Annotated in this window: 10 protein-coding genes; 2 read left to right on the top strand and 8 right to left on the bottom strand. The window is 71.6% G+C overall.

Annotated features, from left to right (window positions below):
• Nucleotides 1-26 precede the first annotated feature (26 nt).
• From PSH25_RS09130 to PSH25_RS09145, 4 genes are read right to left on the bottom strand one after another with little or no spacing between them, the layout of a single operon-like run.
• The gene (locus PSH25_RS09130; RefSeq protein WP_238658591.1) at nt 27-1,280 is read right to left on the bottom strand and encodes a glycosyltransferase; all 1,254 of its coding nucleotides are present in this window, start codon (nt 1,278-1,280) and stop codon (nt 27-29) included.
• Nucleotides 1,277-2,455, bottom strand: coding sequence for a glycosyltransferase family 4 protein (locus PSH25_RS09135; protein WP_238658592.1), 1,179 nt, complete (start codon nt 2,453-2,455; stop codon nt 1,277-1,279). Before PSH25_RS09135 ends, PSH25_RS09130 begins: the two co-directional genes overlap by 4 nt.
• Nucleotides 2,452-3,834, bottom strand: a complete 1,383-nt coding sequence (locus PSH25_RS09140; RefSeq protein WP_238658594.1) for a lipopolysaccharide biosynthesis protein — start codon at nt 3,832-3,834, stop codon at nt 2,452-2,454. Before PSH25_RS09140 ends, PSH25_RS09135 begins: the two co-directional genes overlap by 4 nt.
• Before the next feature lie 41 nt (nt 3,835-3,875).
• A complete protein-coding gene (locus PSH25_RS09145; RefSeq protein ID WP_238658595.1) occupies nt 3,876-4,841 on the bottom strand; it encodes an NAD-dependent epimerase/dehydratase family protein in 966 nt (321 codons plus the stop codon).
• Nucleotides 4,842-5,009: 168 nt separating this feature from the next.
• Between PSH25_RS09145 and PSH25_RS09150 the strand changes: the two genes are divergently transcribed.
• Complete coding sequence (locus PSH25_RS09150) at nt 5,010-7,037, top strand: hypothetical protein (protein ID WP_238658597.1); 2,028 nt, start codon at nt 5,010-5,012, stop codon at nt 7,035-7,037.
• A gap of 26 nt (nt 7,038-7,063) precedes the next feature.
• On the opposite strand, the gene PSH25_RS09155 is transcribed toward PSH25_RS09150, so the two are convergent.
• The gene (locus tag PSH25_RS09155; protein ID WP_238658599.1) at nt 7,064-7,582 is read right to left on the bottom strand and encodes an acyltransferase; all 519 of its coding nucleotides are present in this window, start codon (nt 7,580-7,582) and stop codon (nt 7,064-7,066) included.
• Between the two features lie 191 nt (nt 7,583-7,773).
• Nucleotides 7,774-8,988, bottom strand: a complete 1,215-nt coding sequence (locus PSH25_RS09160; protein WP_238658601.1) for a glycosyltransferase family 4 protein — start codon at nt 8,986-8,988, stop codon at nt 7,774-7,776.
• A gap of 184 nt (nt 8,989-9,172) precedes the next feature.
• Between PSH25_RS09160 and PSH25_RS09165 the strand changes: the two genes are divergently transcribed.
• Nucleotides 9,173-9,886 carry an acetyltransferase gene (locus tag PSH25_RS09165; RefSeq protein WP_308193644.1) on the top strand — a complete coding sequence of 238 codons (714 nt, stop codon included), beginning with the start codon at nt 9,173-9,175 and terminating at the stop codon, nt 9,884-9,886.
• Here PSH25_RS09165 and wecB read toward each other — a convergent pair.
• Entirely contained in the window at nt 9,815-10,939 is a 1,125-nt protein-coding gene (wecB, locus tag PSH25_RS09170; protein WP_238658604.1) for a non-hydrolyzing UDP-N-acetylglucosamine 2-epimerase, read from the bottom strand. The two genes, PSH25_RS09165 and wecB, sit on opposite strands and share 72 nt — an antisense overlap.
• Before the next feature lie 55 nt (nt 10,940-10,994).
• Nucleotides 10,995-12,236, bottom strand: a complete 1,242-nt coding sequence (locus tag PSH25_RS09175; RefSeq protein ID WP_238658605.1) for a glycosyltransferase family 4 protein — start codon at nt 12,234-12,236, stop codon at nt 10,995-10,997.
• Nucleotides 12,237-12,458: the final 222 nt, after the last annotated feature.

The following is a 12,458-nucleotide window of genomic DNA, read 5'->3' on the forward strand; positions in this document are numbered from 1 at the left end:
CGCGCACGCGGCCGGTGGGCGTCGGCTCAGTCGCCCCGGCCCGCCGTCACGAACGCGCTCACCCGGTCCCGCCAGGCCCGGTGGTCGAACGAGTCGCGGGCCCGCGACCGGGCCGCCCCGCTCATCGCCGTCCACTCCTCGTCCCGCAGCCGCAGCGCCCGCTCGATAGCCGACCGGACATCGTCCGGGCCGTTGCCGTCGAGCACCAACCCCTCGACCCCGTCGTGCACGTAGGCGGCCAGGTCACTGGTGTGGTTGAGCAGCACCGGGCACCCGGCGGCGAGACTCTCCGGCACCTTGGACGGAAACCCGTTGGCCGCGTACCCGCCGGTGGGGCGGACCAGCATCGAGAAGTGCGACTTCGACAGCAGGCTCAGCACGGTCTCGCGGGGAACGCGACCGAGGAAGCGCACGTCGGCCGAGACCGCGTCCAGCACCCCGACGTCCAGGTCCGAGTGGGCGGCGGCGTCGGCCGCGCTGACCCCGGCGATGGTGAGGCTGACCCGCCGCTGGTGCTCCGGGGCGAGCCGGCTGATGCCCCGCAGGATCACGTCGAGCATGTCCTTGCGGCCGGGGGTGCCCGCGTACAGCAGGCGCAGGCCGTCGCTGATCGGGGGTGGTTGCGGCGCCTCGAACTCGTCGCAGTCCACCTGCGGCGGCACCACCAGCACGTCCAGGCCGTGGCCCGTCAGGTAGTCGGCCAGCGTGGTGGAGACCGCCGTGGCCCGGCCGACGAGCCGGGTCGCCAGGAACGTCGACCAGCGGTGCCGGACGAAGTACGGGGTGAGCCAGCCACGGCGGAACTGCCGCCGGTCGTGGCGCTCGCTGGCGTCCACCACCACCGGGCACCGCAGCACGAGGCGCAGGGTCGCCCAGTTCCCAAGGGTCATCAGGGCCATCGGCAGGAGCACGACGCTCACGTCACCGCGCCCGACGCCGACGCGGCGGACGGCCCGCAGCACCCGCAGCGGTCGGGCCACTCGGGCCGACGCGCGGGTGAGGTGGTGCCGACCCCGGATCCGCATGGTGAGCAGGTCGATGCCGGTCACGCCGGGCTGCCCGGCCGGGAAGGGCACCTCGCAGGGCCAGTCGTTGACGACAAGCGTGTGCGCGCCGTCGGGCGCGGCGGAACGGGCGAGTTGCAACAGGCGGTTGGAGGTGGCGTCCCCGTGCGGAAAGGCGTACGCGCCCACCAGCAGGGGACGCGGCCGGTCGGCCCGCCCGGTCGACCCCGCGTCCCGCCGCGGTTGCCGGCGGGTCACCGTCGTCTGCTCGTTCATCTCTCTCCCCGTGTCGAGAAGGCTGGCGGCCGGGGTCGCACCGGGCGGGCCGACGCCCACCGTCGGTAGATCGTCAGGTGGGTGGTGGCCGCCGTGTCGATGGCGAAGACGCTGCCCGCGAACCGTTGCGCCGCCGCCGACGCCGAGGTCTGTTCGGTGTACGACGCCGCCGCGCGCACCGCGCTCGCCCACAGTCGCGGCGCGGCGTCGGTGTCGACGATGGTCACGCCGGGCAGGTGCTCGGCGATGAAGCGCACCCCCGGCAGCTCGGCGGCCACCGTGCCGACGCCCAGGGCGACCGGCTCCAGCACTCCCCCGGGCAGCCCTTCCAGGCAGGACGGGTGGACCACCACGTCGGCCTGGCTCAGCAGCCCACCCACGTCGTCGCGCGGGCCCAGCAGGTGCACCCGGTCGGCGAGACCGGCGGCGGTCGCGGCCGCCCGGACGCGCTCGTCGTCGGCGTCGTCGCCCGGCCCGATGAGGACGGCGTGGGCCTCCACTCCCCGGGCCCGCAGCTCGGCGAGGATCGGCGGCAGGAGCCAGCGCCGCTTCTCCGGCGAGGCCCGGCCGACGCTGACGCAGACCAGCTCGGCCGGGCGTGCGCCGATCAACTCCCGCAGGTCGTCCTGGCTGGGGCGGCGCAGCCGGTCCAGGTCGAGTCCGTTGAGGACCACCTGGCAGCGGGGATCGTCGCGCCAGCGCGGATCGTAGGCGACGGTGAGCGAGCTGGGCGAGACGCCGAGGATGTCGGTGGCGGAGATCCGCAGCAGCCGTCTACAGATCCAGCGGTAGACCCGTCGGCGCAGGTTGCGGTGCTGGTTGTCGTCGCCCCGGAAGTGGGCGACGCGGACGCGCACACCGCACAGGGCGGCGAGCGCGAGCAGCACCCCGGAGAAGTTGGCGCAGTCGACGTGCACCACGTCCGGTCGCAGCCGCCGCAGCAGGCCCAGGAAGCGGGTGGCGAAGCGGAGGTCGAGCGGGATCGGGGTGACTGTGCCGCCGTGCCGGCGGACCACGCCGGCCAGCGGCCCGGGACCGACCCGGTCGCTGAGCGTCACCAGGTGCACCTGGACGCCGGCGGCGGAGAGCCGGGGCAGCAGTTCGGCGGTGCGCATCTCGGTGCCGCCGAAGTTCAGCTCGCCGACGACCCGCAGCACCCGGCACTGTCCGGTCACGTCGGCTCTCCCCTGCGTAGCGCCCGGCGGTATCCCACCAGCACGGCCGGCCACATGGTGAGCACGTACGCGACGCAGGCCGCCGCCGGCAGGCCGGCGAGCCCGAACTGCCGCAGCCCCCAGATCTTGAGCGCGGTCGCCAGCAGCAGGAACGTGGCCCAGCCGACGAACTGCGGGCGGAGCAGCCCGATGCTGTTCTGCACCAGGATCAGCGGGGAGGTGACCGCGATCAGGAGGGACCAGCTCGCCAGCCCGATCAGGACCGTGACCGGGATTTCCGTGCGGTCGATGCCGCCCACCCAGAGGTCGATCAGCCGGTGGCCGTAGCCGACCAGCACCACCCCGACCGTCCCCACGATCACCCCGTAGAGCAGCACCATGCGGCGGGTGTTGCGACGCACCCAGGCCACCTCGCCCCGGGCCAGGGCGGCGCCGTTGACCGGCCAGACCGTCATACCGACCAGCCCGACGAAGATCGACAGGACGCCGAACAGCTTCCCGACGACCGCGTAGTGCGCCGCCGTGGTGGGCCCGAGGACGTTCGCGACCAGCGGGCTGTCCACGTTCAGCGCGATCGCCGACATCGTGGTGAGCGCGAAGAACCGCAGACCCAGCCGGAGCAGACCGACGGCGGTGGCCCGGTGCACGAGCTTCGGGCTCGGCCGCCGCCCGCCATCCTGGAACCAGAAGTAGGTCACGCAGTTGAGCAGGTTGGTCACCGGCACGGGCAGCACCGCGCAGGCGATGACCGCCAGTGGCGCCCACCCGGCGGCGATGGCGCCGAGCACGGCCGTCATGCCGGCCAGCGCCCCGGCCGACTGCCAGACGTTGCTCTGCACCACCTGGCCCCGGGCGTACTGGATCCGCTGGATCAGCGAGAGTGGGATGTTGACCACGAAGGCGCCGAAGCAGAGCAGGACCAGGGCGGACGCCTCCGCGGCGACACCCGGGTCACTGACGTTGAACAGCGCCGCCCAGGGCACCACGGGGGCGACCAGCACGAGACCCACCAGCAGCGCCACCGCGACCACCCCGAGGGTGGCGAACGCGCTGGAGACCTCCCGGGCCGCCTGCCGGGGGTCGTCGGCCAGGTGGCTGAGCCGGGTGAGCAGCCCGTTGCCCAGCCCCAGATCGGCGAACCACGCCATCCCGGTGAGGGCGGTGACCGCCATCCACAGGCCGTACCGTTGGTCGCCGAGAAATCGGAAGCAGGCCGGGGTGATGACCAGGGGGGCGGCCAGGCCGATGCCCTTCGCCACCATCGCGGCGGCGATGCCCACCGTGACCGTGCGGTCCCGGTCCTTCGATGCCGCCTGGGTGGGCGCGCCGGGCGCGACAGTGGTGCCGGTAGGTGGCGCGGCGGCCGGAACCACCGCCACCGGGGCCACCGGCTCCGGTACGGCCCGACTCGCTGCCCGGGTCACCGAGGTGCGACGGCTACGGCACGCTCGGCGTCCAACCGATCGGCCATCCACTCGACCGTCGCGCGCAGCCCCTCGGCACGGGCGACCGGTGCGACGTCCGGGAACAGGTGCCGCAGCGTGGCGTTGTCGGCCAGGGAGTGCGCGACGTCGCCGGTCCGCGGCGGCGCGTACTCGCGGGCGATCGGCTTGCCGCACAACCACTCGAGCTCGTCGAGGACCCGCAACAGGCTGGCCCGGGCGCCGAAGGCGAGGTTGACCGGATGCGGATGGTGTACCCGTCGACGGAGCGCGTCGAGGATGACCTCGCAGACCGTACCGACGTAGGTGAAGTCGCGCGACTGCGTCCCGTCGCCGTGCACCACGGCGGGTTCGTCGCGCAGGGCGGCGTGCACGAAACGGGGGATGACGGCCGCGTACGCGTGGTCGTGCCGCTGGCCCGGGCCGAACACGTTGAAGAAGCGGAAGGCCAGCGTGGGCAGCCCGAACGACGCCTGGTGGGCCAGGGCGTACGCCTCGGTGGCGAGCTTGCTGGCCGCGTACGGGCTCATCGGGCGGGTCCAGGTCAGCTCGGTCTTGGGCAGCGCCGGGTTCATGCCGTACACGGATGAGGAGGAGGCGACGAGGACGTGCGCGACCCGGTGTCGCCGCGCCGCCTCCAGCACCATGAGAGTGCCTGTCGCGTTCGCGTGGTGGGAGGCCAACGGGTCGCTCAGCGAGCGGGGGACGCTGGGCAGCGCGGCCAGGTGGACCACCGCCGCGCAGCCCGCCATGGCGGCGTCCAGGGCGGCCGGGTCCAGGATCGAGCCCTCGATCAGCTCGACGTCCAGGCCGTCGAGGTTGGCCCGCAGCCCGACCGAGAGGTCGTCGAGGACGGTGACCCCACCGACGGTGGGCTCGACCATCGCGGCGCGGGCCAGGTTGGACCCGATGAAACCGGCTCCGCCGGTGATCAAGATGCGCATGAAACCCCCCGTGTACGCCAGAACACCTGTTCATCGAGTGAGCACGGGTCGCGTGACGGCGACGGGGGCAAATTCACCCTCTCCGGGTGCGGACCGAGAACGGCCCCCTTGCCCCGACCGGCAACAGTGAGGTTCGTCGTCAGTGCGTTCGCGGTGGAGGTGCCGACCATGCCCGAGCTGATCGTCTACCGGTCCAACGCCCTGATGTCCGTCCGGTCGCGCTTCGACAGCACCCGTGATTTGGTCATGCCGGCCAACCTCGCGTACGCGGAGGCGATGGTCGGCATGTGGCACTCCGGTCTCCCCCAGGTCACCCTGGTGCCCTCGACCGCAACCGACGCCCAGGTGTGGCCGGTGATGACCGCCGTCGGGACGAAGATCCACGACACGTCCGACGACAACTGCCCGATCAACACCGGCTGGTCGTACGTCGGCGGCAACCACGGCTACAACGTCGGGAACCAGATCGTCGTCACCAACCACGGGAAGACGACCGTCGACGTGGGCTCGCAGTGGACAGACGGGACGCGCACCTTCACCCTGCTCGCCGTCACCAACGCGGACAGCCTGCTCTTCGGCAACCCGTACACGGTCGTCGACGGCATCGCGCAGGGCGCCCGGGTCAAGCCGACCGCGCCGCTCACCCACCTCTTTGGGGCGACCGACACGACCACCGTGCCGATCACGGGTCTGACGCCCGACGTGCAGATCCGCCCGGCCACCCACTCCCACACGGTGACTGTCGAACTCGACGGGCGCTCGGTGCCGGACGGCCGGTTCACGGGGCAGGAGCTGACGATCCGGGAGTCCTACCTGATCCCGTCCTATCAGGGGATGATCGACACCGCCCGGGCGAACATCGGCACACCCATCGCCACGATCATGTCGCGGATCCCGTCCCTGTGCCGGATCTCGAACGTCTACCGCTGGTCGCAGGGCGGCCTGCTGGTCGGGCAGACGGTGGCCGCGCTGGAGCGGTTCACGCTGAACGCCGGGGTGACCCAGTGCCACCCGCTGACCCCGGTGGCCGGCGGCACCCGCCGGCAGTTCATGCCGAACGTGGGCACGGCCGGTGGCCTGAACTGGTCGGGGTGGGCGAACATCGACACGCTGCCCGCCCTCACCGACTTCGCCCCGGCGACCCTGAAGAACCCGTTGCTGCCGGCGAGCAGCATGACCCAGTGGGTGGTCGACAGCGGCCAGGTCCAGCAGTGGGGCATCGCCGTCGGGTTGCTGCCGGTCGCCGACGGCGTGCCCGAGGTCCGGGCCCGAAACACCACGGCCAAGGGCTGGTTCATCAGCTCCAGCCTGAAGAAGAACTACCCGCAGTTGGTGTGGGGCCGCACCCTCGAAGCCGGCGAATCCGTGACCGGCACCGCCTACCGGCGCTACCTGGCACCGCCGTCGGCGGCCACCGAGATCGTCGTGTCGGACTCCACCCACGACTTCGTGATGATCGAACGGGTCGACCCCGTCGCCCAGACCCAGATGGCGGCGCCGCAGCTGTTCCACCGGCTGCTGGTCCCGGTCGGCCCGACGAACCTCACCGTGCCGGACCGGGTAGCCGTCGCCGGGATCTCGTACGGCATGACCGTCCCCGCCGGGTACGGGATGTGGCGCGCGGAGCCCGGCCCGGCGCGGGTGGGGCCGCTACCCGGGGCGACCTGCCCACGCGGCAGCTACTTCCTCCCCCTCGCCGGCCCGACCCAGCACGTCACCTACACCGGCGCCTACCAGTCGCTCCTGCTGCACCCGGTCCACCTGGCGGAGCCCAGCCCGGTCGACCGGGTGTGCGTCGAGGTCACCGTGGCGGGCACCGGGGTGGTGCGGCACGGCGTGTACGCCCACGATCCGGCCACCGGTCGTCCCGCCGTCCTCGGCCCGATCGCCGACTTCGGCAGCGTCGACGTCACGTCGGTGGGCGTCCAGGAGTCGGTGTTGACCGTCCCGGTGCTGCTGCCCGCCGGCTGGCACTGGTACGGGCACGTGTGGCAGACCAACGGCGTCACCGCGCCCACGTTGCGGGCCAGCAGCGCCGGCGCCGCCACCACCCTCAACCTCGGCACGAGTTCGGCGGCGATGACCGGGGACCGGTTCGGTTACGAGGTGACCGGGACGACCGGAGCGTTGGGAGCGATCACCATCGCCGGCGTCCACCAACTGCCGCCGCCACGGGTCGCGTACCGACGGGCCTGAGCGGGCGGTCGCGGCCGCGCGCCGGGTCAGACGGTGGTCACCCCGTAGATCCTCTTCATCGCCTCGTGCTTTTCCGGTACGGGCAGGTGCCCGATGCCCAGCGACTTGGCCTGCAACCGTTCCAGGTACTCGTCGGTGGTCCGCAGCGGTCGCGCCGGGACACCGGCCGCCACCGTGTTGTCCGGGATGTCGCGCGTGACGATCGAGCCCGCCCCGATGACGCACCGGTTTCCGATGGTGACGCCGGCCAGGATCATCGACCGCATACCGATGTAGACATCGTCGCCGATTGTGATCGGAGCGGTCCAGTCCAGGTCGGGGTGGTCCTTGCGCAGGATCAGCGTGCCGCCGTCGTGGGTGACGAACTGCACCTCGGAGGTGATGTAGACGTTGTCTCCGATGGTGATCAGCCACGGCTCCGAGCCGAACATCGCCCGGCTGATGCCGTAGAACCTGACCCGTCCGGTCAGGTTCACCCCGAGGGACCGCGCGAACGCCTCGGGGTCACGGGTGGCGGCCAGGTGGTCCCGGACTCGTCGGACCATCGTACGAACGCGACTGGGCACGTGCTGTCCTCGCTCATCGGGGCCTACCGGGGTGGCGGACGACGGACCCGCCCATGCGGGCCCCGCCACTGCAACGACGCAGTTCCCGCCCGGGTGACGCGGTCCCGGCGAGCCGGACCAGCCGCAGGTTGCGGCCAGCCGGATCAGGCGCAGAATCGCGGCCAGCCGGGTCAGGCGCAGAATCGCCGGGCGTGGTCCAGCACGTTGAGTTCCCGGACCTGCTGTCGCCAGAGTCGGTACCGCCGGCCCGCGGTCTCCTTCGCCTCGGCACGCTCCCCGGCCGACCGGTCGGCCAGCCGGTCGAGAGCCTCGCTCAGCGCGGCCGCCGTCGCCGGCCGGACCACCGCTCCCCCGCTGGCGGCGATCAGCTCGCTGAAGGGCGTGGCGTCGGAGCAGACCACCGGGCAGCCGGACGCCAGGCTCTCCAGGATGACGTGGCCGTAGTTCTCGCCCAGGGTCGGGAAGAGGAAGGCGTCGTATCGGCTGAAGGTCGCCATCACCTCGTTCGCACCGAGTTCCCCGAGGTAGCGGACCCGGACATGCTCGGGCATCGCGTCGATGAGGCGTCGGCAGCACGCCCAGTACTGCTCGTCCTCCCGCGGGCCGTAGATGTCGAACTCCAGCGGGTGGGTGGCGCCGGCGACCGCCTCCAACGCCCGGGTGAGGTTCTTCATCGGGGAGATCCGGCCGACGAACACCAACCGCAGCGGCCCGTCGTGGGCGACGGCCCGGGGCGCTGGCCGCTCCGGGATCGGGCACTCGTTGCCGTTCACCATGATCTGCGCCCACGGCATGTTCGCGCGGATCTGGTTCTCCTCCAGCCAGCTGCACGCCTGCCAGCGCACGTCGAGTCGACGCAGAAGCGGGGCCCAGACCGCCAGGAAGAGCCGCTTCTTGCGCGCCTTGATGGCGAGCGCGCCGGGCGAGAGCTCGCCGCGCGGGGCCAGCATGATCGCGCGAACGCGCACCAGCCGCAGCGCCACCGCCAGGATCGGCAGCACCGAGAAGAGCGACCAGAGGCTGTTGACGTAGATCAGGTCGACCGGGCGGGACCGGATGTGCCGCGCCAGTCGGACCCAGTGCCGCAGGGCGAACGGGCCGAGGTAGAAAACCGCGCAGCGGTCGTCGCGCCGCACCAGCCGCCCGGACAGGCCCGGGTATGGTGTGGGCGAGGAGAGGTCCCGGTCACCGGTGACCAGGGTGACGTCGAGGTCGTCCGGCAGGGTGTCGAGGATGAACCGCAGGGAGCGGATCGGCCCGCCGCCACGAAAGCCGGGCTCGAACACGCGGGCGGTGGCGAGCACCCGGTATCCCGTCGTGGTCGCGGATCGCGCTGTCGGTGTTCCGGTGCTGTCGGGCAGACGCGTCCCTGCCAGCTCGTTCACCTTGGCTCACCTTCCCCGATTGCTGTCCCGGCGTCGGCGCGGGCACACCCGCACCTGGAACGCGCGCGGACTGACCAGGGCGCCGGCACTCACCCGTCACCATCAGGACCGGTAACCGGTTCAGATGACGGAGAGCGGCCAGCGTTCTCCGTAGCCGAGGGAGCCGCGGTTGACGACCGACGTAGTGATCGTAGGCACGGGTGGAATGGGTCGTGAGGTATATGGGGTTATTCGGCTGTTGAACACCATTGCGGAGAATGCGGCGCCGTGGCGGGTGCTGGGCTTCGTCGACGACTACCCCACCGAGTCCAACGTCGAGTCGGTGCACCGCCTGGGCGTTGCCTTCCTCGGCCCCACCCGGTGGTTGGCCGCCCAACCGAGCAGCACCCACGTGGCGCTCGGCGTCGGGCATCCGAGGCTGCGCCGCGAGACCGACCAGGCCATCGCCCGGTACGGCCTACCGGCGGCCACAGTGGTGCATCCGGCCGCCGAGATCGGCCCCGACTGCGTCCACCAGCAGGGGCTGTTCGCCGCCGGCGGCGCCCGGGTGACGACGAACGTGCTGCTGGGCCGGCACGTGCACCTCAACCAGAACTGCACGGTGGGGCACGACACCGTGCTCGGCGACTATGTCTCGGTCAATCCGCTCGCCGCGGTCTCCGGATACTGCCGGCTGGAGGACGGCGTTCTGGTGGGCACCACGGCCGCGATCCTGCCGAAGCTGACCGTCGGCCGGGACGCCACCGTGGGCGCCGGCGCCTGCGTGACCCGTGATGTCGCCCCGGGCGTCGTGGTCACGGGTGTGCCGGCGCGGCCGGTGGACCGGTCAGCGGCGGATGCCCGCCCAGTCGTGATGGCGGCGCACGGTCGACAGGATGAAGTCGACCACCCGGCGTGACGTGTCGGGGACCTGGTAGTCGAGCGGACAGGCTACCGAGCCGTCGGCCACCTGTGCCACCACCACCCGGATGGCCTCGACGACCCCGTCGGGCTCCAGGCCGGTCATCACGATCGCCCCGCTGTCCAGTGCCTCCGGACGTTCGATGGACTCGCGCAGGGTCACCGCCGGGAACCCGAGAATCGCGGCCTCCTCGCTGACGGTGCCGCTGTCGGACAGGGTGCATCGGGCATGCCGTTGCAGGGTCACGTAGTCGAAGAAGCCGAACGGCTCGTGGAAGGCCACGCCGTCGAGGTGCAGGCCGTCGCCCGCGAGCGCCTCCAGCCGTTTGCGGGTACGCGGATGCGTGGAGACCAACAGCGGCAGCCGCCACTCGTCGCGGACCGCCCGCAGGCACTCCAGCAACCGACGGAGCCGGTCCGGGTGGTCGACGTTCTCCTGCCGGTGCGCGCTGACGACGAAGTAGCCGCCCGGTTCCAGCTCCAGTTGGGCCAGCACTGTGGACCGATCGATCTGCCGTCGGTAGTGGTCGAGCACCTCGCGCATGGGTGAGCCGGTGTGCAGGATGCGGCGTGGGTGCAGCCCCTCGGCGAGCAGGTTGCGCCGGGCGTGCTCCGAGTAGACGAGGTTGAAGTCGGCGATGTGGTCGACCATGCACCGGTTGGTCTCCTCCGGCACGTTCAGGTCGAAGCACCGGTTGCCGGCCTCCATGTGGTACACCGGCACGTTCATCCGCCGGGCCATCAGTGCCGAGATGGCACTGTTGGTGTCACCGAGCACCAGCAGCGCGTCCGGACGCAGCTCGTTTATCGCCCTCTCCGTACCGACCAGGACGGCGCCGAGGAGGCTGCCGAGCGATCGGGTGTCGGCCCGCAGGAGGAGATCGGGCGCTCGGACCCCCAACTCACTGAAGAAGACGTCGGAGAGGGAGGGATCCCAGTTCTGCCCCGTGTGCACCAACGTGTGGTCCACGGTCCGGTCGAGTGCGTCGATCACCCGGGCCAGCCGGATGATCTCCGGCCTGGTCCCGACGACGGTCATCACGCGGGTCACTTGACGCCTCCTGGTGGCAGCTGTGCGGGTCGTGGAAGGCAGGGCTGAGCGCGGGTCACGGTGTCCGCCCCTGCGGGGGCACCCGGTACGCCGGGTCGCGAATCACCCGCCACGCCTGGTCGAGGACGCTGATCGGCGCCCGGCTCGCCCGCCAACGGCGGTAGGCGGCCCCCGCCTCGACCCGGGCCGCGTGCCGTTGCTCGGGGGTGGCGGTCGCCACCTGGGTGACGAGGGCGCCCAACGCCGTCGCGGTCAGTTCGGTGAGGACCAGCCCGCCACCGTCGCGCAGCACCGACGTCCACGGTGTCCGGTCGGAGCAGAGCACCGGGCAGCACGCGGACAGGCTCTCGGCGATGGCGTTGCCGTAGTTCTCCCCCCGGGTCGGCATGACGAACGCGTCGTAGCGGTAGAAGGTCGCGCGGACCTGCTCGGGTGGCAGCTCGCCCCGGTAGCTGACGGCGATCGAGTCGGGCAGCTCGGCCAGGTGCTCCCGGCAGCGTCGCCAGTACGCCTGGTCCTCCACCGGGCCGTAGATGTCCAGCCGTACCGGCACCGGCACGAAGGCGAGCGCGGCCAGCACCAGGTCGAGGTTCTTCATGGGGGAGATCCGCCCGATGAAGACCAGCCGCGCGTGGTGACTCGCGGGTGTCTCGACCGGCGCCTCTTCCGGTTCGGGGCCCCGGCTGACCGCGACGACACCGATCCGCGCCCGGGGCAGCACCCGCTGGATGTCGTTGGCCTCGACCGGTGTGGTGGCGTGCCACAGCACCCGACGGTCGAGCAGCATCCACCGCCAGGCGGTCAGGAAGATCCGCTTACGGAGTCGGTGCACCCGCAGAGCGGCCGCGCCGAACTCACCGCGGGGGGCGACCAGGATGCGGCCCACCCGCAGCAGACCGAGCCGGGCCGCGGCCATGGGCAGGATGGAGAACGTCGACCAGACGCTGTTGACGTACAGCAGGTCGAAACGGCCGGCGCGCAGCGAGCGCCAGAGCGACCGCCACTGCCCCGGTCGACGCACGCCGAGATAGAAGACGTTCGTCCGGCCGACCCGGGCCCAGCGACCGGACAGCCCCGGATAGGGGTCGCGGCAACCGAGGTCGCGGTCGCGGGTCAGCATGGACGTCTCAATGTCGTCACTGGCCAGGGCGAGCACTTCGGAAATGGATCGGACGGGCCCTCCGGCCCGCCAACCGGGAGCGAAATAGCCGGCGGTGACAAGGACGTGGAATTTGTTCTCGTCGACAGTCGCCGGTCTTTCTCGGGTGTCCGCCGCGGGGGTGGGGTCGCCGGCCATCCTCGCTCCTCGCTCGTGCCACAGGATCGTTTCACCTAACGATCGGAGACTCGATCCGTGACTGAGCCACATTCTCAACTGAGCCGTCTCAACTGGGCTGCCGCAACTCGGCCGCGAAGAGCGGCTGCGAAGAATAAATTCCGCCAGTTACATGAAACCGCAGGAGTGCCGACCCCGAGAGCGATATAAGGATCCGGCGGGGAAAATTGGCCCAGCAGGAGA

The organism is Micromonospora foliorum (assembly GCF_022229015.1).
Lineage (GTDB): Bacteria > Actinomycetota > Actinomycetes > Mycobacteriales > Micromonosporaceae > Micromonospora > Micromonospora foliorum.

Coding starts and splice junctions, on each gene's coding strand:
- PSH25_RS09130 (WP_238658591.1), bottom strand. CDS start 1,280: ATGAACGAGCAGACGACGGTGACCCGCCGGCAACCGCGGCGGGACGCG.
- PSH25_RS09145 (WP_238658595.1), bottom strand. CDS start 4,841: ATGCGCATCTTGATCACCGGCGGAGCCGGTTTCATCGGGTCCAACCTG.
- PSH25_RS09150 (WP_238658597.1), top strand. CDS start 5,010: ATGCCCGAGCTGATCGTCTACCGGTCCAACGCCCTGATGTCCGTCCGG.
- PSH25_RS09155 (WP_238658599.1), bottom strand. CDS start 7,582: ATGGTCCGACGAGTCCGGGACCACCTGGCCGCCACCCGTGACCCCGAG.
- PSH25_RS09175 (WP_238658605.1), bottom strand. CDS start 12,236: ATGGCCGGCGACCCCACCCCCGCGGCGGACACCCGAGAAAGACCGGCG.